We start from the raw sequence: 26,630 nt of genomic DNA, 5'->3' as shown, positions 1-26,630 counted from the left end.
TAGGGTAGAGATTTCCAATAGTGTCCGTTGATACGTTCCGGCACTGATGATTCCAACAGGGAAGCGAGTAAAGCCATGATTAAAGATACTAGCGGCCAAGATACAGTACTTGTGCCATCGACCTCTAAACGTCTTAAGTTACCGCTGATCATTGGCGGTTGCGCCTTATTAGTCAGCGCCTTAGTGTGGGCAAGTTTAGGCTCTGATAGTGTTAGCAAATCCTTAAGCCGCAGCGACATCACTACTGCAAAACTCTTCGTTGGAACGTTAACCCGCGATGTGGCGACCACAGGTAAAATCGTGGCGGCCAATGCGCCTATTTTGTATAGCACAGAGGAAGGCACAGTGACCCTGCTCAGCAATCCTGGCGATACTGTTAATAAGGGCGATGTGGTCGCCAAACTCGATAGTCCAAGACTCACTAATCAGCTAGAGCAAGCCAAGTCCCTATTAGCGGGCATGGAGAGTGCATTAGAGCGCGCTAAGTTGGATGCAAGACGCGATCAATTACAAGCTTATCAAACCTTAGATATCGCAACGGTCGATCTTGAAGCGGCGGATAGGGAAAGTCGACGCGGAGAGGAGCTGATTCAAAGTCAGCTTATTGGCCAGATTGATTATGAAAAGGGCAAAGATGATTTACACAAAGCCAAGCTGAAGTTTAAGCATGCCGAGCAAGAAGTGGCGTTAATGAAAGATACGTTAACCTTTGAAATTAAAAATAAAGCCCTAGAAGTTGAGCGTCAAACTCTCGCGGTGCGTGAATTAGAACGTCAAGTCGATGCCTTGAATATTGTTGCACCTGTTAACGGCATTATCGGTAACTGGATTACCGAGCAGAAAACCCGTCTTAGCGCTAACCAACCGATTTTAACCGTCGTGGATTTAAGCGCCTATGAGGCCGAGTTAGCCGTGCCTGAATCCTATGCGGATGATCTGGGTTTAGGCATGGAAGTCGAGTTGAGTTTTGGCAGTATTAAGTTAATGGGCAAGTTATCGTCAATTTCCCCTGAAGTGCGTAACCGTGAAGTGACCGCTAGGGTGCAATTTGAGCAAAGCGACAGCCTAACTCTGCGCCAGAATCAACGCATCTCTGCCCGAGTGTTATTAGAGCACAGACCCAATGTTCTTATGGTAAAACGCGGCGCCTTTATGACCAGCGGTGGGGGTAATGTGGCTTATCAAATCGAGGGCGATTTAGCCAGTCGTCGTGAGGTTAAGCTCGGCAGTACTAGCCTGAGCCAAGTCGAAGTGCTTGATGGTGGCAAAGCCGGAGATGAGTGGGTTATTTCAAGTGTCGATCCCTTTAATCACGCCGAACAGGTCAGAATTCATTGATGACCGATATTCGTAAATTACTAAACAACCAATTTGATGAATTTAACAGCGCAGTGGCTAACGGTAGGGACTCGCTGTAGTAACAAAAAAACTCGGTGGCATAGGCAAGAAAAGGAGCCGGATATGCGTGATAAACAATTTGATATCAGCGTGTTGATGTCATCCAAAATGTTTGGAGTACTAGCCTTACTATTACTGGTGGTTGCGGTGGAACTAAGTATCGGTGAGGCCAATAGCTGGTTTTTCCTCGGACTCAATTTGTTGGAATGGAGCAATCCTTTGGATGAGTTTCGCCAAGTGGGTGAGGTTTCCACCGAAACTGCCAACCTTATGCTGGGCGCTTTTATGTGGTTTTTAGAGTGTGTCGTTGAGCCATTCTTTGGCTGATTACGGTCGTACATGAGTCGATGCCTAAGGTGTAGACGCAGAGTCTAGGCGCAAAAATAGATTTGATTATTTAAAGGAAATTAACATGTTATCAATGAAGAATGTGAGCAAGGTTTTTAAAACGGATTTAGTAGAAACCCACGCCCTGCGCGATTTTAACCTCGAGGTGAACGAAGGCGAATTTGTCGCAGTCACAGGTCCTTCTGGCTCGGGTAAAACCACCTTTTTAAATATTGCAGGTTTACTCGAAGGTTTTACCCACGGTGACTATTTTCTCGATGGGATTAACGTGTCTAACTTGAGCGATAACAAGAGCGCCACTATCCGAAATGAGAAAATTGGCTTTATTTTCCAAGGTTTTAACTTAATTCCCGATCTTAACTTAGCTGAGAATATTGAAGTGCCGCTGCGCTATCGTGGTTTTAATGCCAAGGAGCGTCAACGTCGTGTACAAGAGGCATTAGAGCAAGTGGGGTTAGCTTCACGGCTTAAACATTTACCTACTCAGTTGTCGGGTGGACAACAACAAAGGGTGGCGATTGCTCGTGCTTTGGCGGGGGAGCCACGCTTCCTACTTGCCGACGAACCTACGGGAAACCTCGACAGCCTAATGGCACGTCAAGTGATGGAATTACTCGAAAATATCAATCAAGCGGGCACGACCATTATCATGGTGACGCACGATCCTGAACTCGCTCGACGCGCCCAACGCAACATTCAAATTGTCGATGGTCAAGTGTGTGATTTTACTATGTATCATCAAGGTCATCGACATGTCAGTGACATCACTGCTGCGACTGATATCGACAAACTTGTCGCCAACGCCGACCGTTAAGGATATGCATTATGTTCTTTTATTATGTTGATTTAGCTTGGCGCAGCATTAAGAAAACCCCAGTGCTGTCGCTGTTGATGGTGTTGGCGATTTCGATTGGTATTGGTATCACGATTACTACGTTAAACGTGTACAAGATGATGTCATTTAATCCTGCGGGTGAACGCTCTGATGAGTTAAATGCGGTACAGCTTTGGAGCCAAGGCCCTGATTCTTGGGATGAGTTAAACTCGTTAGTGACTTACCAAGACGCGATGAATCTGCGCAACAATACCTTACCTAAACGCCAAGCTGCGATGTTTCGCACTGGGATGGCAGTGCAGACGGAGGATGCCAATTTTGCGCCTATTTTAGAAAGCATTCGGGTGACGGACAGTGACTTTTTTAAGCTGTTTGACGTGCCATTTTTGTACGGTAATGCGTGGGATAAATCCGTCGACACTGAGCCTGCTTATCAAGTGGTGATTAACGATAAACTCAATCAAAAGTTATTTGCGGGTCAAAACAGTGTTGGCAAAGTTATCTATCTTAATCGTAAACCTTATCAAGTGGTTGGTGTGATTGATGCTTGGGATCCTAAGCCTAAATATTATGATCCCACTAACGGTGCCTTTAACGACACGGAACAAATTTTTGTGCCGTTTTCGCTGACGCCTATCGAAGAGTTTGATATATGGGGTAACACGTCAGGTTGGAAGTTTGAGACGATGAATAGTTACAGTGATCGCCTTAACTCTGAAAAAGTGTGGCTGCTGTATTGGGTTGAGTTACCAAATAAAGATGCAGTAGCCAGTTACCGTTCTTGGCTCAGCAATTATGTGGCGGAGCAAAAAGCCCTAGGCCGTTTTACGGATAATAAATCTGCCGCTGACTCAGTCAAAGTATCCGATGTGGCAACTTGGCTTGAATACAATCATGTGGTGCCCGAAGACAATAAAATCTTGGTTGGCTTGAGTGCGCTGTTTTTAAGTGTTTGTTTAGTCAATATATTAGGTTTAATGCTGACAAAGTTCCTCAAGCGAGCTCCCGAGGTGGGAGTGCGCCGCGCTATTGGTGCTAGCCGTGGTCAAATCTTCGCTCAATATATGGTTGAAGTGGGCATGATTGGCTTATTCGGTGGTTTGCTTGGACTCGCTTGGGCCTACGCTTCGCTTTATGGGTTATCGGCCCAGTTTGAGGTCGCGAAGGGCTTAACCCATTTATCGGCGAGTATGTGGATTATCACCCCAAGTATTGCGGTAGGCACAGCCTTGTTGGCTGGCTTGTATCCCGCATGGGTGGTGTGTCGCACTAAACCTAGTGTTTATCTAAAAAGCCAGTAAGGGACTTATTATGTTGCATATTAAACCTATTCTCAGCAGTTTATTTCGCAGTAAAAGTGGCCCAATCTTACTGCTTATTCAGATTATCTTGTCTGTGGCGATTGTGGCGAATGCGAGCTTTATTATTCAAGAGCGTTTAGTCCTGATGCAGCGTGATTCGGGGATTAAAGAGTCAGAAGTATTGACCTTTAGCTTGTTTAACTTTGATCCATTGATTGATAAAACCGCGCAAAACAAAATTGATCAGCAAATTTTGCGGGGGCTACCCAATGTGATTGATGCGACCTCAACCAATATGTTGCCGTTAAGCGGTGGCGGCTGGTCGAGCACGTTAAATCTGGGCCCCGACCCAGATAGCGCTAAATCGACACCGCAATTTGCCATGTATTTAGGGACAGATCACACCATTGAGACCTTAGGCATTAAGCTGATTGAGGGGCGTAACTTTTACCCCCATGAACTTAAGGATAACCTCGATAGCCCTAGCCGATTAGCGATCATCTCCAGTGTGTTAGCCAAAGCCATTTGGCCTGATGAATCCGCACTTGGTAAAGTGTTGTACGAGGGCAAGGATACACAGATCACTGTGATTGGCGTAGTCGAAAAACTGCAAGGCGCGTGGATTGACAGTTCTAGCCTTGAAAATAGTGTGATTCAAAATGTGGATTATGGCAGCAGTTCTTACATGGTACGGGCCAAACCTGAGTTTCACGCCGAGCTTAAAGACACGATAAAAAAAGCGCTGCTGGCGGAGAATCCAAACCGAGTACTCGATGGATTTAAGTCAATCGAGGCCTTAAAAGATAGTTCATATCGCGATCATAAATTGATGATTACTGTGCTAACTATGATGGTGGTGTTGCTGCTGCTGATCACCTCGCTCGGTTTAACGGGCATGGTGATGTTTAATATCCAGCGCCGCACTAAGCAGATAGGTACCCGCCGTGCATTGGGGGCTAAAAAGCGCGATATTATCAGTTACTTCCTCGTGGAGAACTATTTGATTTGCTTAGCGGGAGGCGTGCTGGGCGGCTTGTTAGCGATACAGTTAGGCCAACAGTTAATGAAAATCTATAGCTTGCCTATGTTGGACTTAAGCTACCCACTAATTACTGTGGCAGGTTTGTTTATTGTCACCACATTAGCGGTTTACTTACCAGCGCGTAAGGCGGCAAATATTTCGCCAGCAACCGCAACTCGCAGCGTATAGCGGAATATTTGATGTCACTCAAGGTGCGATAAAAGCTCGACAAAAGTGCGATAACAATAGGATGTTATTGCACTTTTTGTTACTTTACGGTTAACAGTTTTACTTAGGACAACACTCACACTTATGGATACTATCCTTATCGTCGATGACAATCATGCCATCTGCCAAGCCCTAGGTTTGATGCTAGAACTCAATGATTATCGGGTGCTGATTTGCCATAGCCCAGAGGACGCCCTTGGGTTATTGACGACGCAAGATGTGGATTTAGTGATCCAAGATATGAACTTTACCCGAGATACCACCTCGGGTGAGGAAGGTCGGCAGCTGTTTTACGCCCTGCGCGAACGCCAAGGGGATTTGCCGATTATTTTGATGACGGCATGGACCCAGCTCGAAACGGCAGTTGAATTAGTCAAAGCGGGCGCCGCCGATTATATGGGCAAACCTTGGGATGACGCTAAGCTACTAAATAGCATCACTAATCTGATTGCGCTTTATAAACTCTCCCGTGCTAACCACCGCTTGGAGCGGGTGAATCATCAACGCCAAGTGGCGATCGCCGATGCGGATCTCTGCGGTATTGTCTTTGGCAGCGGTGCTATGCAGCGTTGCATTGATTTAGCCTTGCAACTGGCACGCTCCGATGTATCGGTCTTGATCACTGGCCCCAATGTCGCGGGAAAAGACAAACTCGCCGATATTCTCCACGCCAATTCACCCTTAAAAAACAAACCTTTCATCAAGGTCAATGTCGGTGCTTTGCCGATGGATTTATTAGAGGCCGAGCTGTTTGGTGCCGAGGCGGGCGCTTTTACTGGCGCGACTAAAGCGCGTATTGGCCGTTTCGAAGCGGCAGACTGCGGCACGTTGTTTCTAGATGAAATTGGTAATTTGCCGTTATCTGGTCAAGTGAAATTATTGCGGGTGCTACAAACTGGCGAATTTGAACGCTTAGGAAGCCATAAAACTCAGAAAGTAAAAGTGCGGGTGATCAGTGCGACCAATGCGGATCTGGCCCAAGATATCGCTGAAGGGCGATTCCGTGAGGATTTGTTTTACCGCTTAAATGTTATCGAACTGGCGTTGCCACCGCTGAATCAACGCACCGATGACATTTTACCTTTAGTGCAGCATTTTATTGGCAGCGATTTTAGCTTGAGTAAACCTGCGTTGCAGGCGTTATTACAGCACCGCTGGCCGGGAAATGTGCGCGAGCTTGAAAACGCCTGTAAGCGAGCGGTATTGTTGGCGCAAAGCCATGTGCTGACTGAGGCTGACTTTGGTTTGGCACCTGTTGCGAGTGTCATCAAATCTGCTTCCAGTGTTTCGGCTGTATCTGAGTCGCGGCTATCTGGCTTGAGACAGTTTGATCCTCAGCCTGTTTATTTGCCGGCTTCCATCCCCGTAAATACCGCATTTTATCATGAGTCTGTTCGTGCCCAAGTGTCAGATGCCAATGAGGCGATAGACGTGAGCCGAGAAGATATCGAAGCGGCGCTAAAACAGCATCATGGCGTAATTGCTCGGGTGGCAAAAGCGCTTGGACTCAGTCGCCAAGCGCTGTATCGGCGGATGGACAAGTTTGGTTTAGATAAGTCATAGGCTAAGTGCAGATGCTAGGTCCCAAGTCCCAGCTTCTAGGCGAGAGAAAGGCTATTGATTAAGGAATCTGAGTGTTAATTCGAACTAAAATTATCATTTTTTCAATGGCTTGCTGCGCCTTTGGCGTCTTGCTGAGTTTTGCCTTGGTGAAGTATATCTCGCCCTATGCTTCGTCTGTTGCCACGTCTAACACGATTGAAATCCCTGATGTGAATGTGCAACTCGATTTTGCGGAGCTTGAGAAAACGGTCGCCTCCATCGAACTCGCCCTTAACAATAGTGAGCAATTGCAGGAGGCTGCGGCGATGCAAGCGCACCAGAGGGCCGAGCAGATTAAAGCCGAGCTGCAAAAGCTTGAACAACTTAAACAAGAGCAGTTACAAATAAAACTCTTCAAGTTAGAACAACTTAAAGAAGGGCTGTTTAATTCTATTCCTCATGTGGTTGAGCCTTTACGTATAGAACCGCTATCCATTTTACCGCCCAAAGCACCTGTATCTCCTGCGATATCCGCTGATATAGCTAAGGGAGAGCGTGTCTCGAGTTTGACCTTAGGTGAAGGTTTGATCGTGTTGCTTCTCGCTTGTGCTGTCTGTGGTTTAGGTATTGCTTGGTTGACTCGACATCTAAGCCGCAGTTTAGATTCCCTTGAAGTCGGCTTGCTAAATTTTAGTGATAATGACTTTAGTGTGAGTATTCCTGAACATGGCGAAGGTCAGCTCAAAACCTTAGCGCAGTTATTTAACCATAGCGCTGCTAAATTACGCCAAGAAAGGCAGTACATTTACCAGCGGGAGTTATTACTGGATAAGGTGATTCAAAGTTCTCCCAATGTGATGTTGTTACTGGACGATCATCAGCGGCTCATTTACGCCAATGATGCGGCGCGTCACCTATTCCATAAAAAGGGCAGAATGGAAGGCTTGAGCTTAGATGAATTGCTGGTGGATTTGCCCGAAGTATTGGCCTTAGCGCTTAAACATGAAAAGAACGGACTCTTCGCCATGGGTGAAGATGATGTGGAAACTTGGTATTTAAGTCGTGGTCATTTTTTATTGAATAACCAACAGCATAACTTGATTTTGCTCAAGCAGATGACCCGCGAGCTTAATCGTCAAGAGGTGGCAGTGTGGAAGAAAGTGATCCGCATTATTAGCCATGAACTCAATAACTCAGTCGCGCCCATCGCCTCTATGGTGAACTCCGGCCGACTGCTCACTAAAGATATTGATAATCCGAAGTTAACTTTGATTTTCGATACGATCGAGAATCGCACCAGTCATCTAAGCCAGTTTATCTTTAACTATGCCCGTTTTGCTAAGTTGCCGCTCCCGCAACGGCGTCAGGTGAATTGGACGCAATTTACTGCCCAGTTGACTCAGCATTATCCCTTTAAACTTACTCATGAGTTACCTGAGGTCGATGGCTATTTCGACCAAGGACAGATGGAGCAAGTGCTCCTCAATTTACTTAAAAACGCCCATGAATCTGGCTCAAACCCCGAGGATGTCACCCTGTCGATTCGGTATCAAACCTTAGTGGATGGTGGAGGTTTTAGTATTGTGATTGAGGATCGCGGCACTGGTATGTCTGGTGAAGTATTAGAGCAGGCGCTACTGCCGTTTTACTCAACAAAACAATCAGGTACAGGCTTAGGTTTACCTTTGTGCCGTGAAATTATCGAAGCCCACGATGGCAGTATTAGCATGCATAATCGCAGTGACGGTGGCCTGTTGGTTCGACTATGGTTACCACAATAATGCTCGCGTTTTGAATAAACACCGTAATGCGACTCTTAAGTCGCATTTTTTATTGCTTATCTTATCCGCTTGTTTAAAGCATAACTCCTATCCTCAACTGCCTCTTGGCGTATTAGCCAAATGGGCTATTTTTGCCTTTTTACCTTAGCTCTTCGGGCTAATTTGCCCCCCAGCGTAATGACGGGAGATCTTTAACCCTGTTAACCTGTTTTATCGAAAATTTGCGTTAAAACTCACCTTGTTCTAACAGAGGTTAGCGCGGTTTTTAAGGTTCGATTAAAAAGGTTAAGGAGGGATAAGTGAAACAGTTAAAACAGCGTCTGCTTACTTACGTTTTATGTCCATTCCTGCTGCTGGCTTCCCCTATCACTATTGCCGATAACGACATTGAAATTAGTGGCTTAGTAATAGATAGAACCTTGACTCGGTTTGGTAAGGACTTTGGCTTTTACTACTCAAGCTATTGGCGCGAATTGCCCTTTACCCAAGGCTTTAACGTCACTCTGTACGAGACTGTATTTCCGCAGGCTGGAACCGTTTTAACTTTAGAAGTAAACGGGACACGGATTTACACCACCCATTTTGGTCGTCGTGCAAATCCGATTAAAGAGAGCGCAGAGCAGGCGATTTTGATCACGATTGATTATTTAGCGCAAGTCAGAGCCAATGCAATAACAGGTGATTTTTCAGTAACATCGGACGACTTTTAGGATAATAATAATGACATACAGGACGTTACTTGCTCTTGTCACGCTATGTGTGGCAAGCAGTGGCCAAGCCACTGAATTGATTTATACGCCAGTGAATCCCAGCTTTGGCGGCAATCCACAAAATGGGGCTTTCTTATTAAATAAAGCCCAAGCCCAGAATGACAATAAATCTACCTCGACCGAGAAGGACTTTGTCACCCGTTTTAAAGAATCCCTAGAGCGTAATATCATTAACTCAATCACCCGCGGTGTTGCTGATGGTGAAATTACCGATGGTGTTTACGATACAGGTGATTTTCGGATTGAAGTGGCTTCTACGGGAAATGGCGTGATGCTAACTATTACTAATACTGAAACCGGTGAAGTCACTGTGATTGAAATGCCGACATTCGGAGGAGTCAACTAATGGCCCGTCTAGTGTTAGTGAGTTTATTACTGCTAAGTGTGTCGGCCTGTAGCCTGATCTCCAAACCCGATTTAAATATCACGGCTGCCGAGGTTAACCCCTTGAGTGAGGTGATGCGTGGGCTGCAAACTCAACCTGGACCTAAGTTTCCTATCCCTGTGGCCGTGTATTCCTTTCGTGATCAAACTGGCCAATATAAGCCGCAGGCTAACGTGAGTTCGTTTTCGACCGCGGTGACTCAGGGCGCAACATCGATGTTGATGCAGACTTTGCTCGACTCTAAATGGTTTACACCCGTTGAGCGTGAAGGGCTACAAAATTTGCTTACCGAGCGTAAGATCAGCAATAAACAGAGCGGTACTAAGGGCGATGAAGTGCCCGTATTATCCACCGCCAGATTGTTACTCGAAGGTGGAGTGATTAGTTATGAGACCAACACTAGTACAGGCGGTAGCGGTGTCGAATACTACGGCATTGGCGCCTCTGAAATGTACCGTGAAGATCTGGTGACCATTTATCTACGCGCCGTGGATGTACACACAGGTAAAGTCATGATGTCGGTCTCAACCAGCAAACGAGTCTTGTCCCAAGAAATGCGTGCGGGCTTGTTCCGTTACACGAGTTTAAATCGACTCGCTGAGGCTGAAGTCGGTTTTACTACCAATGAGCCAGTGCAATTTTGTGTGTTACAAGCCATTGAATTGGCGGTCGCTGAGCTGATTGATAAGGGCATCAAACAAGGTTACTGGAGCCCAACTCAAGTGGCGCAGCCAGCAGAAAAAGCCCAAGAGTTGAGTCAGGGCTAGGTGCTTGAAAGTCGGTATTAGATGCTAGAGCAAAGCAGGCTTCTGCTTTAGCACTTAGTCGCGATAGCGAAAAAGAAAACCGAGCCAGTTAAGCTGGCTCGGTTTTTTATTGCAGATATTGCAGCAGTCAGTTGATATTAGGCTATTTTAGTCCGCTTGCATGGCCTTCCAAAACAGTTCAAAACTGGCATCGCGGTATGTTCTATCTGTCCCCAAGTGCGGGTTATCGATAAAGAAACGGGTTGCTGCTAGATATTGGCCGTGGCAGTTTTCTAGCATCAATCCCACTGGATAATGGGCGATTAGCCCCATCATTTGTCCCTGCTTAATGAGTTCGCTAATAAAGCCTAAGATGCTATTCATCGCTTGATCGCGCACCTTAGCTGCAATCATGGGTGACATTGAATATTGCTGAAAAAACAGTTGCTTGACAGGGTTATCCAGCGACCAATCTATCGCACTTTGCCATAGTTGTAGGGCATTGTGCTTAAGATCGCTGCCCTTATGGGTGTTTAACAGTAAGGCATCGGCAAATTCTTGTTTTATGGTAAGAAACAAAGATTCCATCAAGGCTTCCTTAGAAGGAAAGTGATGGAACAAGGTGCCCGTTGCTACGCCTGCTTGTTTTGCAATCGAGGCGGTAGACGTGCCATGAAATCCTTGGCTGACAAAGAGCGCTAAGGCAGTATCGAGAATAGCTTGGCGTTTATCTGTCATGGTTTTAATGGGTTGTGTTGTTGATGGTTTATTCAAGATTTATCCCCCAATGACTAGCGCAAAAATAGCTTCATTAAGATGCGCTGGATAAAAGTGCCGTAGGGCGGGTGAACAAATTTGCCTGTGTTGAATCGGCCACGGCTGAGTACCGTTTTAGCGTGGCTGAAGGTCAAAAAGCCTTCCTTGCCATGGTAATGCCCCATTCCCGACGGGCCTATTCCGCCAAAGGGCGCATCGTCGGCGGCGACATGAAACACGGTTTCATTGATACAAACACCGCCAGAATGGGTCTGCTGGAGGATCTTTTGCTGAGTTGGCTCATCGAAACTCATCACATACAGCGCTAAGGGTCTGGCTCTGTGGTTGATGTACTGAATCGCTTCATCTAAGGTGTCGTAGCTAATAATTGGTAACAATGGGCCAAAAATTTCCTCTTGCATCAATAGCATGTCTTCACTGGTGTTCGTTATTAACTGAGTTGCGAGTTTACGATGTTGGCTATCTATGGCTTCGTCCGTCGCCGAAATAACACGGGCACCTTTTGCTTTGGCGTCTTCGAGCACTGTCATCAAGCGGTCAAACTGACGTGTATTAATGATGCTGCCATAGTCCTTATTGTGGTTAATGGTGCCGTACATGGCCTTAAACTTAGCTTGGTAGGCGGCGATAAAGTCATCCACCTTGGCTTTAGGGCAAAGCACATAATCAGGTGCGACGCAGATTTGTCCGGCATTCAAACACTTACCGTAAATCATTCGTTCTACTGCTATCTCAAGCGGCATATCGGGGGCGATAATCACAGGCGATTTACTACCCAATTCGAGTGTTACTGGGGTGAGATTATTCGCTGCGGCGCGCATCACATGGCGGCCGACTGTGGTCGAGCCTGTAAAGAGTAAATGATCGAAGGGCAGGGCAGAAAATTGGGCAGCAATATCCGCCTCACCTTCAATAACCGCCACGTGGGATTCATCGAAGACTTGTGCCAATAACTGTTTGATCACTTGGTTGGTTGCTGGGGTAAATTCAGACATTTTGAGCATGGCATGATTACCCGCGGCAATAGCTGTCACTAGCGGGCCAATTGACAGCATGACGGGGAAATTCCACGGCACGATAATGCCGATCACCCCCAAAGGTTGATAATGCACTGTGACTTTGGCGGGGGCGAGTAAGATGCCCGCATGGCGAGCGCTGGGCTTGAGCCATTTTTTCAGGTTTTTCAAGCTGTAATTGATGTTGTTGATGACAGGCATAATGTCTGAGATCAGGCTGTCATCAATCGATCTATGGCCGTAGTCTTGGCTTAAGGCTTCGACTAAGGGTGTTTGAAATTGCAGTATGGCCGCCTTAAGTCGAGTTAATTGCTCCACTCGCGTAGCGTAATTAGGATTCGGCGCCGCTAAATAACTGCTGCGTTGGCGTTGGAGCAACTGAGTCAGTGGCGAAGTATTAAGGTGTTCGGTGGCCATATTCATAGTGGTTGCTCCAAGGGAAATGGTAGGCTGAGTCTTATTCGGTACTTTATTTAAGTAATCGTCTCGATTGAGTCTTTTATTAAATCAGTACCGACTGATTAGTCGGTTTATCCTAGCTTGCTTAGTGAGATGGTGCAAGGTATCTGGTGTATTTTTGAGCAAGATCACGGCTTGTTGTGGCGTTAGCTTTTACACTAAATCAAGGGTTGTTACATAAGGAGTATGTATGGCATTGTTAAAGCATGGAATTTCGATTGGTATTGAGCGTTATGGTGATGATGATTTTTTCGTTACCTTTAAAGCTATCGGTACCTTAACTCATCAAGACTACGAAATGATGGTGCCTGTGTTGGAGTCTGCATTAGCTGGGGTGAAAGATCCTGATATATTTGCCTTGGTAGATGTCACCGAGTTGGAAGGCTTGGAACTACAGGCTGCTTGGGACGATCTCAAACTTGGGGTGAAGCATATTCGTCATTTCGAGAAAATAGCCATCGTCGGTAAGACGACTTTGCAGGAAGTGTTGGCTAAATTGGCAAATTGGTTTACGCCTGCTGAGGTAAGGTTTTTTGTTGATAATGGCGATGCTGTTGCTTGGCTGAGAGACTAAGGTTGTGAGATGAAGTTTGTGGTCTGCCAATGCGCTAAATCGGGCGTTATAGCAGCGCCGTAAAGATTCACCCAGCAATCCATTCGCGCCATAGAAGGAGTACAAATTATGCGTACAGGTCAAATACTCTGGCCCACAGATTTTTCGGAAACTGCGGCCCATGCACTGAGCTATGCCATTGAAATGGCTAATCTATACCATGTAGGGCTAAAAATCTTACATGTGGTTGAACAGCCGATCGGTGATGAAAACTTTATGATTCTATCTATTACCCCTGAAGAGCTTGCTAAAAGCATGGAGGAAGCGGCGGCAACTAAAATGCGAGCACTATTGGATGGATTGAATACTGAGCTTCCCATCACTACCTTGATCCGCCGTGGCGATCCTGTCTATCAAATTTTAGAAGAGGCCAACAGTAAAGACATTGGCATGGTAGTAATTGCTAGCCATGGCCGAACTGGGATTTCGCATTTTTTACACACCAATGTCTCAGAAGCGGTGGCGAATGGTGCAGCTTGTCCTGTGCTTGTGGTTAAGTAACTGGCTTTGACTCTATAAATCCAAAGGGCGCTTATAGCGTCCTTTCTTTTTGATTGATAAAGAATAATTAATTGAAATGGGTACGCAAGAAGCATAGCAAACTGCTATAAAATAGTGGTATTTTGGCCTTAATAATTAGCTTAATTAAAAACTCAAATGATGGATAAGCTTATGCGTACTCAAGAAGTGTTATGCCCTACGGATTTTTCATCCACTGCGGCCCATGCGTTAAAATATGCGGTTGAAATGGCAAATGTTTATCAAGTCGATATTCGGTTGTTGCATGTGACTAGCCCTGCCCGTGGCGCCCATTGTTATGGTATTGCGGTCGATATTCCCGCTACATTGGAAAATGAACTCAAAGCTTTCGTTGATGCAAAAATGCAAAGTTTGCAGCAGGAAATGCAGCAGAACCTTACCGAAGGGCTCAATATTAAGTTAGTCGTGCGCCATGGTGATGCTATTGATGAGATTTTAGCGGAAGCCGTTGATGTGGGCATGGTGGTTATCGCTAGTCATGGGAGCAGCGGTTTAGCTGACTTTTTAAAACCCCACGTTACACAGGATATTGTTAAGTACGCTAAGTGCCCTGTGTTGGTGGTGAAATAACACTATGGGATAAGTTTAGTAGGAATCATTTTTGATCATTTTAGGTTCTGTTAACTTAGTCGACGCCTCGGCTTCATTGTCAAATGACATCAGGCGTCGATACTTTTCCTGCAGAGCCACTAAGCTACCATCTTGGGTAATTTGTTTGAGTCCCGCATTAAAATCATCCCGAATTTGTTCACTGAGAAACGCGAACTTGTATTCTGTAGGTGGGAATATTTGGTGGCAAATCGCCTGTTGTTTTAAGTCTTTCTCAGTGAGTTTGCCCTCAAGATAGGCCTGCTTTAAGTAGTATTTGAAAATATTTTTATCCATCACAACGACATCGGCTCTGCGCTTCATCAGCATATAAACCTGCTGCACTTGCCTCGCTTGTTCTTGGTAGCCGCTATTGGTCTTAACCATGTTGGCAAACTCTTCCCCCAGTAACGATGATGCACGTTGAAAGGCGACGACTTGTTTGTTGTTTAAGTCTTCTATGCTATTGATGTTAAATTGATTACTCTCGAGGCTAATGGCGCAGTTTTGGTAGGTTATCGCAACGTTGGAATAAAAAATGTTGTTAATCATTCCTTCTTTGATGTTGATGATGCCATCGAGTTTACCCTCCCTGAGTTCATGGAAAGTGCGCGCCAGTGGTAAGTAGTGGATAGAAGCAGTATGGCCTTTAACGGCGAGGGCTTGGTTAAGTAATTCGAGTTCGATCCCGCTATTGGTTGCTTGGATGACATAGGGCGGGATAGACAGGCTGACGCCTATCTTAATTTCAGCCGCTTGGCCGAGCTGAGCGCCGCATAGGATGAGTAACCCCATCAATTTATAGCGGTTACGACGAGCCACTGAGCTATTTGGCTTATTTAGTTTATGCGCCATAAGTTACCAACACCTCCGCGGTATACACTTGCAACTGTGTTTGATACTCGCCAAGTCATTCCATGACTTTCTTGAGTAAGTGTAGTGTGTCTGTGAACTCAGCACGGCTTTATTTATCAAATACACATTAACGCTTTAACCTATTACAGGCTCAAAAGGATGAGCCCGGTTAAGTCAGAAAAGCAATTTCTTCCGCCGTAGACTCCCTGCCTAAGATAATATTTCTATGTGGATAGCGGCCAAACCTGTCGATAATCGCTTTATGGCGCAGTTCAAACGTTAGGTTTGTTATCGCAGCTTCGCGATTAAACAGTTTTACTGCTACTTGGTGAATGGTTGCCGATTCGCTGTGCATATAGGGCATAAATAGAAAAGGGACTTGTTTGGATTTTAGTGCGGTATCGACCCGTTGGGCAACGGCTTCTTGGGCGAGCACTAAGGCTATCGCATCGGCTTCGAATGCGGCAGGCGTATCGCGGTAAATATTACGGGAAAATTGATCGAGCACTATTATCTCAGCCAATCGACCTTGAGGCGTGATTCGCCAATGTGAAAGCTCTCCCCGTTTGGCTTGAAGTAGTACACCTTCGAAGCGCTGTTTGATCTGGGTATCAAATTCAACATCTTTAATCCACCAGAGCTTTGGGTCAATGTCTTCAAACCAAAATGTCAGTATTTGGTCTGCTGTGATTGTCTGGCTCATTTTAGCCTTTCTTCATAGGTGTTGAGTGATATTAGAAATAACAGTTGTTGGGGGAGGATGACAAGTCGTTTCGTTTGATTTAAGTGCAGATTTGTTATCTGATGATCTTGTCGCGAACCGTAAGTATTTAGCATTGGCTATTGCCTTATTGACTGAATATAAAGTAGTTTTGATGATAATTACTTTTGTTTCCAGACAGGTCATCCTATGTCACTTTCAATGCCAGCATCCCAACAGGTTTCAAAGCAAAATAAAGCGTTTCTGCGTAAGTTATATTTGGCGCATTTAATGGATGATGACCGCCATAATCTATTATCACTCAATAAGTTAACCGGAATGCCTCGCCGAACTTTACAGGATGCTATCGCAGCTTTTGAGGATATAGGTATTCGAGTCGAGTTTGTGCAGGAAGGCAGCCGTAACAATTCAGGTTATTACCGCATAGTCACCTGGGGGCCGATCAGTAGCGCTTGGGTCGATACCCATCTAAGCGAAATCGCTGAGCTGATAGGGTTTTACGAGAAGTCAATTTAAATGCTGTTTGTTACCAAGGACGAATTTGAGAACTCTTCAACTGTTAGGTTTTATTCTTGCCATCGCAGGTGTCATTTTGGATATATAACGCTAGCATCTATTGACGGTCAAACATCTGAAGCTTCTGCTGGGGCTGCGGGTTTAGGCATGATTTTTATGGTATTACCAACCTTTGGCTGTTCTGCGTTAATGTTGGTACCTTCTTCTTTAACATTATGCAAATCAGAAGTAAGGCTACGTACATATTTTAAAGGGAGTTTTTGGTTGAGTCTGTGGAAATTGAATTTAGTTATTTCTGCTGTATATATCCTTGTTACTCTTTATGTGGGCTGTTTATGGCTACAAATCAGCATTGGTCGCTAACGAGTGAATCATCTTGTTCATAATATGTTCATTTTTTATGCTTAACCTTCAACGCGAGTCTCACCCGAGGATATTGCATTCGTTTGCATAGATATTTGAGCATTTTCTCTTCGTTACTCCTTTGCCAATTTTCTGGCCTGACCAGCCTAAACTCCCTATAATCGGCTGCAAATGTCATCACGTTACATAGTGTTCACATCTAAATACCCTACATACTTAAAATAAAAAGGAACCTTGTTCCATGTTAGAAAAACTGTTCAAACTGAAACAAAATCAAACGAGCCTCAAGCAGGAAGCGGTCGCAGGTTTGACAACATTTATGACTATGGCCTACATCATTTTTGTGAACCCAATGATGTTAGCCGATGCGGGCATGGACCATGGTGCTGTATTTGTGGCGACCTGTTTGGCGGCGGCTGTCGGCTGTTTGGTTATGGGGTTGATGGCGAATTATCCAATTGCGCTTGCTCCAGGTATGGGACTTAATGCCTTTTTTACCTACACAGTCGTGGGTGAAATGGGTTACAGCTGGGAGACTGCATTAGGCGCAGTGTTCCTGTCGGGAATTTGCTTTTTAATCTTATCGTTAGTGCGTATTCGAGAATGGATTGTAAATAGTATTCCCATGTCGTTACGTATCGGTATTGCTGCAGGTATTGGTTTATTCCTTGCACTGATAGGCCTTAAGAGCGCCGGTATTGTGGTGGCAAGTCCTGCTACGCTAGTAACACTGGGCGATATCACGGCATTTCCGGCGGTTATGGCTGTGCTGGGCTTTTTTCTCATTATTGCTATGGTGCAGCGGGGAATGAAGTCGGCGGTGATTGCCAGCATTCTGATTATCACTGGCCTAGGATTAGTGTTTGGTGATGTGCAGTATCAGGGCATTGTATCAATGCCACCTTCAATCGCACCTACATTTATGAAGATGGATTTATCCCAAGTATTTGAAGTAACTATGCTATCAGTCGTTTTTTCCTTCTTATTTGTGGATCTCTTCGATACCTCTGGCACCTTAGTGGCGGTTGCACAGCGCGGTGGTTTTCTCGATGATAAAGGCCGTTTACCACGTCTGAATCGTGCCTTAACCGCTGACAGTTTAGCAACGATTGCGGGGGCGGCTTTTGGCACTTCCACCACGACAAGTTATATCGAAAGCACCGCGGGTGTGAGCGCGGGTGGTCGTACTGGTTTAACGGCCGTTGTGGTGGGATTACTCTTCATTGCTGCGTTATTTTTATCGCCATTGGCGGGGATGATCCCGGCTTATGCGACTGCGGGCACACTGTTTTATGTAGCGATTTTGATGATGTCGGGACTGGTGCATGTCGAATGGGAAGATTTGACTGAAGCCGCGCCTGTGGTGGTTGTGTGTATATTAATGCCGCTAACGTTTTCTATCGCGACGGGCATTGCCTTTGGGATCATCTCATATGCAGCAATCAAATTACTCACAGGTCGCTTTAGCGATCTTAATGTGGGCATTTTAGTATTAGCCGCATTGTTCGTAGCTAAGTTTGTCTATGGTTGATGCTGTCGATTAATTCACCTGCACAGTAAAAACTCGCAGCGTAGATTGTTTACATTTTTTGAGGGCCATCTAATCGATGGCCCTTTTTAATGCGCGATTCTAAGCAAAAACGAAAATTTATCTCGAGTTAATAACTCCTTGCTACCAATTACTCAGCGGATTAGGTATAAGGATTGTTCGGTTATTTTGTTACAAATGAATAATGAACTTAAGTGAGATTGCGTATCGCCGCGTGGTAGTGAAGTTAGGGACGAGTGTGCTGACCTCTGGCAGTAAACAGCTAGATAAAGCCCACATGGTTGAGCTTGCTCGTCAAATGGCCGCACTGATGAAGTCAGGGGTCGAAGTCGTATTATGCACCTCAGGGGCAATTGCCGCTGGGCGCGAACATCTCCAATACCCGACGCTGCCCGACACTATGGCCAATAAGCAATTGTTAGCCGCTGTCGGGCAAAGTCAGTTGATCCTCGCTTGGGCACAACTCTTTAGTATTTATGGGCTGCATGTGGGCCAATTGCTGCTGACCCGTGCCGACTTGCAGGATAGGGAGCGTTACCTTAACGCCCGCGACACGCTCAATGCCTTGTTGGCGAATAATATTGTGCCGATCATCAATGAAAACGATGCCGTTGCCACCAATGAGATCAAAGTGGGCGATAACGACAATTTATCGGCGCGCGCAGCACTCTTATGCGATGCTGACTTATTGATTTTACTGACGGATCAAAAGGGCTTATTCGATGCTGATCCGCGCACTAACCCGAACGCTAAGTTGATTTCACAGGTGGTGAAGATTGACGATAGTCTGCGTATGCTGGCGGGCGGTTCTGTATCGGGTTTAGGCACAGGTGGTATGTCGACTAAATTGGAAGCGGCGGATATTGCTCGCCGTGCTGGCATCGAAGTGGTTATCGCCTCTGGTCATCACCCTGATGTGATCAAAAAAGTGGTCGCCAAAGAGTCCGTCGGTACTCATTTTAGTGCCATCGAAAACCCGCTCGAAAGCCGCAAACAGTGGATTCTAGCGGGACCTGCGACTCAAGGTTCTTTAGTGCTTGATGCGGGTGCGGTCAAAGCCGTGACTGACAAAGGCCGTAGTCTATTGTCTAAAGGTATCGTAGGCGTTAAAGGTCAGTTTGAACGTGGTGCGACGCTACAATTAGTTGATCAACAAGGTAAAGTGATTGCTAAAGGGATGACACGATACTGTGGCCAAGCCCTGAGTTTGATTGCAGGTAAGCATTCCGACGAGATCGAGTCTGTACTCGGTTACGATTATGGTGACGCAATAGTGCACCGCAACGACATGGTTGTCTTATAAGCGAGGTCTGTTTTGAGTCAAATGAATCAAGATCAGTATTTACAGCAACTTGGCCAAAATGCCAAACAGGCCAGTTATGCTTTAGCCAATTTAACGGCGAGCCAAAAGGCTGACTTACTCGAAGCTATTGCCGATGCGCTGACGGCAAACTCCGCCGCCATTTTAGCGGCTAATGCTAAAGATGTTGCCGCCGCTAAGAACGATGGATTAACTGAGGCGATGATCGACAGACTGTTGCTCGATGATGCACGTTTAGCGGGCATTATCGGTGATATCAGTGATGTGATCCGCCTTGCCGATCCCGTGGGCGAAGAGTTTGGCAGCAAGTTATTAGATAACGGTTTAAGGTTGACTCGTCGCCGCGTACCGCTGGGCGTGATTGGGGTTATCTACGAGGCGCGCCCGAATGTGACTGTCGATATCGCGGTACTTGCCCTTAAAACGGGTAATGCGGTGATCCTCCGTGGCGGTAAAGAAACCCTTGAATCGAATAAGCTTATCAGCGAAGTGATCCGCGGCGCGATTGTCGCCCAAGGTTTACCCATAGATGCGGTGCAATTTATTGATTCTTCAGACAGAGCCCTAGTGACAGGTTTACTAAAGCTCGATCAATATGTCGACATGATAGTGCCGCGCGGCGGTCAAGCATTGCAGCGCCTATGTGCCGAGCAAGCGACCATTCCGGTGATTTTAGGTGGCATAGGTATTTGCCATTTATATGTCGATAAAAATGCCGACCTTGAGCGTGCCTTAGGCGTAATCGCTAATGCCAAAGTGCAGCGTCCAACTGTGTGCAATGCCCTTGATACCTTGCTGGTGGATGAGCGCGTGGCGAGCAGCTTTGTACCGCAAATTGCCGAATATCTGCATCGTCTAGGCGTGCGTTTTTCAGTTTGTGACACAAGTTTTAGTCTGCTGGATGGTTTAGGGTTCGATGTGATGCTTGCTAAGTCTGAGGATTTTGGCATTGAATGGTTGTCGTTAACCTTAGGTATCAAAGTCGTGAGCGATATCGATGCTGCTGTTAGCCATATTCGCCAGTATTCTAGCGGCCATTCGGAAGCCATTTTGACCGATGATATTCATGCAGCGGCGCACTTTATGAATGAAGTGAACTCAGCCGCCGTGTATGTCAATGCCAGTACGCGTTTTACCGATGGCGGTCAGTTTGGTCTTGGCGCTGAAGTGGCTGTGAGCACGCAAAAACTGCACGCCCGCGGTCCAATGGGGCTTGAGGCATTAACCACATATAAGTGGTTAGCTTGGGGTGATTACACTAGTCGTGTTTAGCGGTAAATACCGATAAACCCAAAGCCGTTAACTTACTGCGTTGACGGCTTTTTTGTTTGCGGTATCCAACTGAATAGCGACATTAATGTGTTTGGCTAACAAGTTTAGCTGCTTATGGTGAGCGGGGTATAAGTAACAAGTAACCAGATACAGAAAAATATCGTTGACATAACGACAGTGAATTTACGAAAGGCCTTGATGTATTCCAAGGTATAAATAAAGTACTTTTCTTGTACTCTGCGAGTGAGTAAAACCGAAGGCAGCATAAAACTGCAATAGAGCATGACTACCATAGTGGTAAAACTGTTTCCCCAGAAATGCTCATAAATAAATAAGGCGATGCAGAGTAGCATGGCGCACCAACTGATAGGGCTGATGCTATTTTCTGGATTCCATTGGGTTGATTTTTCCATCTGACTATCCTTAGTCGATTTGTACCTCAGTACAATTTATAGACGGATATCTCGGCTTTATCAAACGCTTTCCACTTTAGACTCAGTACGCTGGCCAGTTTGTTGCCGTTTGAGCCTTGTTCATCATTTATCTAACTATGAGCGCGTACAACTTAAAGTGGAGTGAATTGCTTATTTAACGTTGAATGACTTGTGCTTAATGTGGCCTGGATAGCTTAAAGCGTCTTTATATCGGCAAATTCGCCTTTGCAAAGCAGGGCTAAGTCTGTGGCCGCTAAGCTTATCTCTAAACCGCGTCTGCCCGCGCTGACATAAATCCTGTCGAAGCCTTGAGCGCTGGCATCAATCAAGGTTGGCAATTGTTTCTTCTGCGCTAAGGGACTAATACCGCCAACCAGATAGCCTGAGGATTTTTGTGCTAGGTCGGCATCGGCCATTTGTAGTTTCTTTTGTCTTAAGCATTTAGCTACGGCTTTTAGATTAAGCAGATGATCGACGGGCACTAGCGCGACGGCAATCGGCGCATGGGCTTTGTCGATGGCAACTAAAAGGGTTTTAAACACTTGTGCGGGTTCGAGCCCTAAGGTGTTAGCGGCTTCTTCGCCGTAGGCGGCGCAGTGTGGATCGTGGCTGTACTCTAAGATATCAAACGCGATCTTGGCTTTTTTAGCCAATCGGACGGCCGGGGTCATTTTATACTCCTTCACAAAACGGGGGATATTAGCGCTTAATCTTGGCTTAAAATGTTAGCCAGCTCTTTTAATTGGCTCATTGCCGTGAGCTAACATTATTTAAGGCTGTTACTCAACGATTATTCCGCTAGCTTTGTGCTTATCTTGTTTTTACGCTCTAAATAACGGGGCAGAAGTTGCTGCAACATCATCCCCGATAAAATAAAGGCTAGGCCGAGATAGGTTGCCATCGCAATCGTTTCTTGCAAAATCCACGCGATAAAACCAATCGACATCACAGGGGATAAAAACACCATAGTGCTGATGTTCGCGGTGCGAGTGGCGGTTTTCAGCGCCATTAACCAGAGCACGAAGGTAATGCCCATCTCAAATAAGCCCACATACATACCTGCAAATATCGCCTTAAGACTAAAACTGGGCAGGGTATCTGTCAGCACTAAGGTGACGGCAATAAAAGGTAAGCCGATAAGAAAACTCAATAATAAACTCACCACGGGATCGCCTTGATCTTTGGTGTTCACGATCCAATATAGGCACCAGAGTAGGGTGCTGGTCAGCGCCAATCCGATACCGAGCGGGCTATCAAAACTAAAGCCGCTGATATCGCCGCCGGTGGCAATGATAAACACCCCAGTATAGGCAATCAGCGCGGCAGCAATATCGCTCTTACGCAAATGTTGCTTTAACAAAGGCGCAGCCAGTAACGGCAGTAATACCGCCCAAGTGTAATTAAGTGACAACGCTTGCTGCGCTGGCAGTAAGGAATACGCTTTAAATAACACGACATAGTAAAGGAAGGGATTGATGAGCCCAGTCACCAGATAAAACATGGGGCGGCGTAAAAACTGTTGCTTGAGTAAGGAAAGCTTTTTTTGCCAAGCAAGGATTCCGGCAAGGGCAATAATCGAAGTGAGTACGGCAACAAACACCAGTTGCAGCGGTGTGTAGTAACTCAAGGCAATCTTAAAGGCCGTGGCCACAGTAGACCAGAGAAAGATCGCCGCCATGCCATACACGTACGCTAAATTCGAAGACTTCACTCTGCTACCTTACTAGGATAAACATCCGCCAAATGTGGGCAGATTGAATAACAGCTTTGGTTGATAAGCAAGACTATTTTATGTGATTGGATATTTTATCCCACTGTAGATGCGAGAAAGATAAATCAGAAAATTTTTTTGTTCGCCCTTGTAATTAAATTCCCTGTCCCAATATAGGTATCAAGGCAGAGAAGGTGGCCAACGATGGACTTGATATTTAAACCGTCTAGCCCCATATCAAAACCAACTAAACAAATTTAGATTGAATGAAATTTTTCGGAGGACCTCATGGGTAAAATTATTGGTATCGACTTAGGCACAACAAACTCTTGTGTAGCTGTCCTCGATGGTGGCAAAGCACGTGTGTTAGAAAACGCTGAAGGCGATCGCACAACCCCGTCAATCATCGCTTATACAGATGATGAAACCATTGTCGGTTCGCCAGCAAAACGTCAAGCTGTGACTAACCCGACTAACACATTCTTCGCGATTAAGCGTTTGATTGGTCGTCGCTTTAAAGATGACGAAGTCCAACGTGACGTGAACATCATGCCATTCAAAATCATTGCAGCCGACAACGGTGATGCATGGGTTGAATCGCGTGGCAACAAGATGGCTCCACCACAAGTTTCTGCAGAAATCTTGAAAAAGATGAAGAAAACCGCAGAAGACTTTTTAGGTGAAGAAGTAACAGAAGCGGTTATTACTGTTCCTGCTTACTTTAACGATTCACAACGTCAAGCGACTAAAGATGCGGGTCGTATCGCAGGTCTTGATGTTAAACGTATTATCAACGAACCAACGGCTGCAGCATTAGCCTACGGTATCGATAAGAAACAAGGCGACAATATTGTTGCAGTATACGATTTAGGTGGTGGTACATTCGATATCTCTATCATCGAAATCGACAGCAACGATGGTGACCAAACATTTGAAGTGTTGGCAACCAACGGTGACACCCACTTAGGTGGTGAAGACTTTGACAACCGTTTGATCAACTACTTAGCTGACGAATTCAAGAAAGAGCAAGGCTTAGATCTGCGTAAAGATCCATTAGCAATGCAACGTCTGAAAGAAGCAGCAGAAAAAGCGAAAATTGAACTTTCAAGCACCAACCACACTGAAGTGAATCTGCCATACATCACGGCAGACGCAACAGGTCCTAAGCATTTAGTGATTAAAATCACTCGTGCTAAATTGGAATCACTGGTTGAAGACTTGATTATCCGTACATTAGAGCCACTAAAAGTTGCCCTGGCTGATGCAGATTTATCTGTAACAGACATCAACGAAGTGATTCTAGTGGGTGGTCAAACACGTATGCCTAAGGTTCAAGAAGCAGTGACAAACTTCTTCGGCAAAGAACCTCGTAAAGACGTGAACCCAGACGAAGCGGTAGCCGTAGGTGCTGCAATTCAAGCGGGCGTACTGTCAGGCGACGTGAAAGACGTATTACTGTTAGACGTAACACCACTGTCTCTGGGTATCGAAACCATGGGCAGCGTGATGACTAAGTTGATTGAAAAGAACACTACTATTCCTACTAAGGCGCAGCAAGTGTTCTCAACAGCCGATGACAACCAAAACGCAGTGACGATTCACGTACTGCAAGGTGAGCGTAAGCAAGCGAGCGCGAACAAGTCATTAGGCCAGTTCAACTTAGACGGTATTGAGCCAGCGCCACGTGGCCAGCCACAAATTGAAGTGATGTTCGACATCGATGCCGACGGTATTCTGCATGTGTCTGCGACAGACAAGAAAACCGGCAAGAAACAAAACATCACCATCAAAGCCTCTTCTGGCTTAAGCGAAGAAGAAGTGGCACAAATGGTACGTGATGCCGAAGCTCACGCAGATGAAGACAAGAAGTTTGAAGAGTTAGTGCAAGCACGCAACCAAGCTGACGGCTTAGTCCACGCGACTAAGAAACAAGTGGAAGAAGCGGGTGATGCATTGCCAAGCGAAGATAAAGAGAAAATCCAAGCTGCTATGGCCGCTGTTGACACTGCCAGCAAAGGCAATGACAAAGAAGCCATTGAAAAGGCAACTCAAAACTTGATCGAAGCATCTGCTAAGCTGATGGAAATCGCTCAAGCTAAGTCTCAAGCTCAAGGCGGCGACAATGCCGACGCGGGCAAACAGGCTAACGCTGCTGCCGATGACGTTGTCGATGCTGAATTCGAAGAAGTGAAAGACGACAAGAAATAATGACTTGTTTTCAATCAAATAGATTGATTTCAAAGCGTTAATTTCTAGGCGGGCGTTACGGGGCAACCCTAACGCCCGTTTGTTCAACACCAGCTGAGAAGCATGAGATTATGTCAAAGCGAGATTATTACGAAGTATTAGGTGTCAGTCGTGACACCAGCGAACGTGAAATTAAAAAGGCCTACAAACGTCTGGCCATGAAATTTCACCCAGATCGCAACCCAGGCGACAAAACCGCAGAAGCTAACTTTAAAGAAATTAAAGAAGCCTACGAGATCCTAACCGACGCCGACAAAAAAGCGGCCTATGACCAATTTGGTCATGCGGGTGTGGATCCTAATCGCGGTGGCGGTGGTTACGGTGGTGGTCAAGGCGATTTCGGTGATATTTTCGGTGATGTCTTTGGCGATATTTTCGGCGGTGGACGTCGTGGTGGCGGTCAACGCCAAGCGGCCCGCGGCTCAGATTTACGTTACAACCTAGAGTTATCACTGGAAGAAGCCGTTAAAGGCTTAACCAAAGAACTGCGTATCCCAACACTGGCGACTTGCGATCTATGTGAAGGCAGCGGTGCTAAAAAAGGCACCTCTGCAACCACTTGTGGCACCTGTCATGGTCAAGGCCAAGTCCAAATGCGCCAAGGTTTCTTTGCGGTGCAACAGCCTTGTCCAACCTGTCATGGCCGCGGCAAGATCATCAAAGATCCTTGCACTAAGTGTCATGGCGATGGCCGTGTTGAAAAGAGCAAAACCTTATCAGTTAAGATCCCAGCCGGCGTTGATACGGGCGACCGTATTCGTTTAGCGGGTGAAGGCGAAGCGGGTGAATTTGGCGCGCCTCCAGGGGATTTATACGTTCAGGTCAGCGTGCGTGAGCATGCGATTTTCGTCCGTGATGGCAACAACCTTTACTGCGAAGTGCCGATATCCTTCAGTAAAGCGGCCCTAGGCGGTGAGATTGAAGTGCCAACACTCGATGGTAAAGTCAGCCTGAAGATCCCAGCCGAAACGCAAACGGGCCGTATGTTCCGTTTACGTGGCAAAGGCGTCAAGTCGGTTCGCAGCCATGCGGTAGGCGACTTGCTCTGCAAAGTGGTTATGGAAACCCCAGTTAACTTAAACGATCGTCAAAAAGAACTGTTACGCGAATTTGAAGCCACCTTAACCGGTGAGTCGAAAAAACACAGCCCAAAGGCTGAGGGCTTTTTCGATGGCGTGAAAAAGTTCTTTCAAGATCTGAATAGCTAACTTGGTCTAGTGGCGCAGAGGTTAGCTGCGCACTAGAAGAAAAAAGCCCTGCAATGGTTAACCTTGCAGGGCTTTTTTATATTCG

At 46.0% G+C, this 26,630-nt stretch carries 27 protein-coding genes; 20 read left to right on the top strand and 7 right to left on the bottom strand.

The genetic code is table 11. The annotated features are described in order from the left end of the window. The first annotated feature begins 75 nt into the window (after positions 1-75). The 10 genes from L5M40_RS03805 to L5M40_RS03760 all read left to right on the top strand — a co-directional run bounded on the left by L5M40_RS03805 (position 76) and on the right by L5M40_RS03760 (position 10,376). Positions 76-1,338, top strand: coding sequence for an efflux RND transporter periplasmic adaptor subunit (locus tag L5M40_RS03805; protein WP_263177432.1), 1,263 nt, complete (start codon positions 76-78; stop codon positions 1,336-1,338). Between the two features lie 123 nt (positions 1,339-1,461). Further along, complete coding sequence (locus tag L5M40_RS03800; protein ID WP_028761690.1) at positions 1,462-1,725, top strand: hypothetical protein; 264 nt, start codon at positions 1,462-1,464, stop codon at positions 1,723-1,725. Between the two features lie 85 nt (positions 1,726-1,810). Then, positions 1,811-2,560 (top strand): ABC transporter ATP-binding protein, encoded by a 750-nt coding sequence (locus tag L5M40_RS03795; RefSeq protein ID WP_028761691.1) that lies wholly within the window; start codon positions 1,811-1,813, stop codon positions 2,558-2,560. Positions 2,561-2,571: 11 nt separating this feature from the next. Further along, a complete protein-coding gene (locus L5M40_RS03790) occupies positions 2,572-3,882 on the top strand; it encodes an ABC transporter permease (protein WP_198571797.1) in 1,311 nt (436 codons plus the stop codon). Between the two features lie 10 nt (positions 3,883-3,892). Next, positions 3,893-5,092, top strand: coding sequence for an FtsX-like permease family protein (locus L5M40_RS03785; RefSeq protein WP_263177433.1), 1,200 nt, complete (start codon positions 3,893-3,895; stop codon positions 5,090-5,092). 123 nt (positions 5,093-5,215) lie between these two features. Continuing rightward, positions 5,216-6,694 carry a sigma-54-dependent transcriptional regulator gene (locus L5M40_RS03780; protein WP_263256262.1) on the top strand — a complete coding sequence of 493 codons (1,479 nt, stop codon included), beginning with the start codon at positions 5,216-5,218 and terminating at the stop codon, positions 6,692-6,694. Between the two features lie 71 nt (positions 6,695-6,765). Beyond that, on the top strand, positions 6,766-8,454 hold the full coding sequence (locus tag L5M40_RS03775) for a sensor histidine kinase (RefSeq protein ID WP_263177435.1): 1,689 nt from the start codon (positions 6,766-6,768) through the stop codon (positions 8,452-8,454). 299 nt (positions 8,455-8,753) lie between these two features. Beyond that, entirely contained in the window at positions 8,754-9,164 is a 411-nt protein-coding gene (locus tag L5M40_RS03770) for a curli production assembly/transport protein CsgE (protein ID WP_263256261.1), read from the top strand. Positions 9,165-9,174: 10 nt separating this feature from the next. Then, positions 9,175-9,570 carry a curli assembly protein CsgF gene (locus L5M40_RS03765; protein WP_106649655.1) on the top strand — a complete coding sequence of 132 codons (396 nt, stop codon included), beginning with the start codon at positions 9,175-9,177 and terminating at the stop codon, positions 9,568-9,570. Further along, positions 9,570-10,376, top strand: coding sequence for a CsgG/HfaB family protein (locus tag L5M40_RS03760; protein WP_105251644.1), 807 nt, complete (start codon positions 9,570-9,572; stop codon positions 10,374-10,376). Before L5M40_RS03765 ends, L5M40_RS03760 begins: the two co-directional genes overlap by 1 nt. A gap of 147 nt (positions 10,377-10,523) precedes the next feature. Here the strand turns inward: L5M40_RS03760 and L5M40_RS03755 are convergent, their stop codons facing one another. Both L5M40_RS03755 and L5M40_RS03750 read right to left on the bottom strand, forming a co-directional pair. Continuing rightward, entirely contained in the window at positions 10,524-11,129 is a 606-nt protein-coding gene (locus L5M40_RS03755; protein WP_263177438.1) for a TetR/AcrR family transcriptional regulator, read from the bottom strand. 17 nt (positions 11,130-11,146) lie between these two features. Next, the gene (locus L5M40_RS03750) at positions 11,147-12,571 is read right to left on the bottom strand and encodes a coniferyl aldehyde dehydrogenase (protein ID WP_263256259.1); all 1,425 of its coding nucleotides are present in this window, start codon (positions 12,569-12,571) and stop codon (positions 11,147-11,149) included. A gap of 226 nt (positions 12,572-12,797) precedes the next feature. On the opposite strand from L5M40_RS03750, the gene L5M40_RS03745 reads away from it, so the two are divergent. The 3 genes from L5M40_RS03745 to L5M40_RS03735 all read left to right on the top strand — a co-directional run bounded on the left by L5M40_RS03745 (position 12,798) and on the right by L5M40_RS03735 (position 14,330). Then, complete coding sequence (locus L5M40_RS03745; protein WP_028761699.1) at positions 12,798-13,181, top strand: STAS/SEC14 domain-containing protein; 384 nt, start codon at positions 12,798-12,800, stop codon at positions 13,179-13,181. A 108-nt stretch (positions 13,182-13,289) separates the two neighbouring features. Next, entirely contained in the window at positions 13,290-13,721 is a 432-nt protein-coding gene (locus tag L5M40_RS03740; RefSeq protein ID WP_028761700.1) for a universal stress protein, read from the top strand. Positions 13,722-13,892: 171 nt separating this feature from the next. Further along, the gene (locus L5M40_RS03735) at positions 13,893-14,330 is read left to right on the top strand and encodes a universal stress protein (protein ID WP_028761701.1); all 438 of its coding nucleotides are present in this window, start codon (positions 13,893-13,895) and stop codon (positions 14,328-14,330) included. A gap of 15 nt (positions 14,331-14,345) precedes the next feature. Here L5M40_RS03735 and L5M40_RS03730 read toward each other — a convergent pair whose 3' ends face one another. Further along, entirely contained in the window at positions 14,346-15,203 is an 858-nt protein-coding gene (locus tag L5M40_RS03730) for a substrate-binding periplasmic protein (protein ID WP_263148811.1), read from the bottom strand. A gap of 169 nt (positions 15,204-15,372) precedes the next feature. Next, positions 15,373-15,906, bottom strand: coding sequence for a DUF924 family protein (locus L5M40_RS03725; RefSeq protein ID WP_263148813.1), 534 nt, complete (start codon positions 15,904-15,906; stop codon positions 15,373-15,375). Positions 15,907-16,113: 207 nt separating this feature from the next. On the opposite strand from L5M40_RS03725, the gene L5M40_RS03720 reads away from it, so the two are divergent. The 5 genes from L5M40_RS03720 (at position 16,114) to L5M40_RS03700 (ending at position 20,945) form a co-directional block, all read left to right on the top strand. After that, positions 16,114-16,440, top strand: coding sequence for a winged helix-turn-helix domain-containing protein (locus L5M40_RS03720; RefSeq protein ID WP_028761704.1), 327 nt, complete (start codon positions 16,114-16,116; stop codon positions 16,438-16,440). Further along, positions 16,441-16,803, top strand: a complete 363-nt coding sequence (locus L5M40_RS03715; RefSeq protein WP_263177442.1) for a carbon starvation protein CstA — start codon at positions 16,441-16,443, stop codon at positions 16,801-16,803. Positions 16,804-17,044: 241 nt separating this feature from the next. Then, positions 17,045-18,334 carry an NCS2 family permease gene (locus L5M40_RS03710; RefSeq protein ID WP_263177443.1) on the top strand — a complete coding sequence of 430 codons (1,290 nt, stop codon included), beginning with the start codon at positions 17,045-17,047 and terminating at the stop codon, positions 18,332-18,334. Between the two features lie 202 nt (positions 18,335-18,536). Next, the gene (gene proB / locus L5M40_RS03705) at positions 18,537-19,655 is read left to right on the top strand and encodes a glutamate 5-kinase (RefSeq protein ID WP_105251651.1); all 1,119 of its coding nucleotides are present in this window, start codon (positions 18,537-18,539) and stop codon (positions 19,653-19,655) included. A gap of 12 nt (positions 19,656-19,667) precedes the next feature. Then, entirely contained in the window at positions 19,668-20,945 is a 1,278-nt protein-coding gene (locus L5M40_RS03700; RefSeq protein ID WP_263177446.1) for a glutamate-5-semialdehyde dehydrogenase, read from the top strand. A gap of 104 nt (positions 20,946-21,049) precedes the next feature. Here L5M40_RS03700 and L5M40_RS03695 read toward each other — a convergent pair whose 3' ends face one another. From L5M40_RS03695 to L5M40_RS03685, 3 genes are all read right to left on the bottom strand, one after another. Continuing rightward, positions 21,050-21,358 carry a hypothetical protein gene (locus L5M40_RS03695; protein ID WP_212599364.1) on the bottom strand — a complete coding sequence of 103 codons (309 nt, stop codon included), beginning with the start codon at positions 21,356-21,358 and terminating at the stop codon, positions 21,050-21,052. A 215-nt stretch (positions 21,359-21,573) separates the two neighbouring features. Beyond that, positions 21,574-22,050 (bottom strand): Cys-tRNA(Pro) deacylase, encoded by a 477-nt coding sequence (gene ybaK / locus L5M40_RS03690; RefSeq protein ID WP_263177447.1) that lies wholly within the window; start codon positions 22,048-22,050, stop codon positions 21,574-21,576. Between the two features lie 119 nt (positions 22,051-22,169). Beyond that, positions 22,170-23,090 carry a DMT family transporter gene (locus L5M40_RS03685; protein ID WP_263256257.1) on the bottom strand — a complete coding sequence of 307 codons (921 nt, stop codon included), beginning with the start codon at positions 23,088-23,090 and terminating at the stop codon, positions 22,170-22,172. Positions 23,091-23,378: 288 nt separating this feature from the next. On the opposite strand from L5M40_RS03685, the gene dnaK reads away from it, so the two are divergent. Together dnaK and dnaJ are read left to right on the top strand one after the other, a co-directional pair. Then, a complete protein-coding gene (gene dnaK, locus L5M40_RS03680) occupies positions 23,379-25,298 on the top strand; it encodes a molecular chaperone DnaK (protein WP_105251655.1) in 1,920 nt (639 codons plus the stop codon). 110 nt (positions 25,299-25,408) lie between these two features. Next, on the top strand, positions 25,409-26,545 hold the full coding sequence (dnaJ, locus tag L5M40_RS03675) for a molecular chaperone DnaJ (RefSeq protein WP_113941183.1): 1,137 nt from the start codon (positions 25,409-25,411) through the stop codon (positions 26,543-26,545). Positions 26,546-26,630 lie beyond the last annotated feature (85 nt).

It is taken from the genome of Shewanella sp. SM68, assembly GCF_025653925.1.
GTDB lineage: Bacteria > Pseudomonadota > Gammaproteobacteria > Enterobacterales > Shewanellaceae > Shewanella > Shewanella oncorhynchi.
The sequence above is the reverse complement of the archived record's forward strand: the minus strand, read 5'-3'. Positions and strand labels throughout refer to the sequence as shown.

Excerpts from the sequence above, each read along its gene's own strand:
- L5M40_RS03805 (WP_263177432.1), top strand. The coding sequence starts at position 76 with ATGATTAAAGATACTAGCGGCCAAGATACAGTACTTGTGCCATCGACC.
- L5M40_RS03800 (WP_028761690.1), top strand. The coding sequence starts at position 1,462 with ATGCGTGATAAACAATTTGATATCAGCGTGTTGATGTCATCCAAAATG.
- L5M40_RS03795 (WP_028761691.1), top strand. The coding sequence starts at position 1,811 with ATGTTATCAATGAAGAATGTGAGCAAGGTTTTTAAAACGGATTTAGTA.
- L5M40_RS03790 (WP_198571797.1), top strand. The coding sequence starts at position 2,572 with ATGTTCTTTTATTATGTTGATTTAGCTTGGCGCAGCATTAAGAAAACC.
- L5M40_RS03785 (WP_263177433.1), top strand. The coding sequence starts at position 3,893 with ATGTTGCATATTAAACCTATTCTCAGCAGTTTATTTCGCAGTAAAAGT.
- L5M40_RS03780 (WP_263256262.1), top strand. The coding sequence starts at position 5,216 with ATGGATACTATCCTTATCGTCGATGACAATCATGCCATCTGCCAAGCC.
- L5M40_RS03765 (WP_106649655.1), top strand. The coding sequence starts at position 9,175 with ATGACATACAGGACGTTACTTGCTCTTGTCACGCTATGTGTGGCAAGC.
- L5M40_RS03760 (WP_105251644.1), top strand. The coding sequence starts at position 9,570 with ATGGCCCGTCTAGTGTTAGTGAGTTTATTACTGCTAAGTGTGTCGGCC.
- L5M40_RS03750 (WP_263256259.1), bottom strand. The coding sequence starts at position 12,571 with ATGAATATGGCCACCGAACACCTTAATACTTCGCCACTGACTCAGTTG.
- L5M40_RS03745 (WP_028761699.1), top strand. The coding sequence starts at position 12,798 with ATGGCATTGTTAAAGCATGGAATTTCGATTGGTATTGAGCGTTATGGT.
- L5M40_RS03740 (WP_028761700.1), top strand. The coding sequence starts at position 13,290 with ATGCGTACAGGTCAAATACTCTGGCCCACAGATTTTTCGGAAACTGCG.
- L5M40_RS03735 (WP_028761701.1), top strand. The coding sequence starts at position 13,893 with ATGCGTACTCAAGAAGTGTTATGCCCTACGGATTTTTCATCCACTGCG.
- L5M40_RS03730 (WP_263148811.1), bottom strand. The coding sequence starts at position 15,203 with ATGGCGCATAAACTAAATAAGCCAAATAGCTCAGTGGCTCGTCGTAAC.
- L5M40_RS03725 (WP_263148813.1), bottom strand. The coding sequence starts at position 15,906 with ATGAGCCAGACAATCACAGCAGACCAAATACTGACATTTTGGTTTGAA.
- L5M40_RS03720 (WP_028761704.1), top strand. The coding sequence starts at position 16,114 with ATGTCACTTTCAATGCCAGCATCCCAACAGGTTTCAAAGCAAAATAAA.
- L5M40_RS03715 (WP_263177442.1), top strand. The coding sequence starts at position 16,441 with ATGCTGTTTGTTACCAAGGACGAATTTGAGAACTCTTCAACTGTTAGG.
- L5M40_RS03710 (WP_263177443.1), top strand. The coding sequence starts at position 17,045 with ATGTTAGAAAAACTGTTCAAACTGAAACAAAATCAAACGAGCCTCAAG.
- proB (WP_105251651.1), top strand. The coding sequence starts at position 18,537 with ATGAACTTAAGTGAGATTGCGTATCGCCGCGTGGTAGTGAAGTTAGGG.
- L5M40_RS03695 (WP_212599364.1), bottom strand. The coding sequence starts at position 21,358 with ATGGAAAAATCAACCCAATGGAATCCAGAAAATAGCATCAGCCCTATC.
- ybaK (WP_263177447.1), bottom strand. The coding sequence starts at position 22,050 with ATGACCCCGGCCGTCCGATTGGCTAAAAAAGCCAAGATCGCGTTTGAT.
- dnaK (WP_105251655.1), top strand. The coding sequence starts at position 23,379 with ATGGGTAAAATTATTGGTATCGACTTAGGCACAACAAACTCTTGTGTA.
- dnaJ (WP_113941183.1), top strand. The coding sequence starts at position 25,409 with ATGTCAAAGCGAGATTATTACGAAGTATTAGGTGTCAGTCGTGACACC.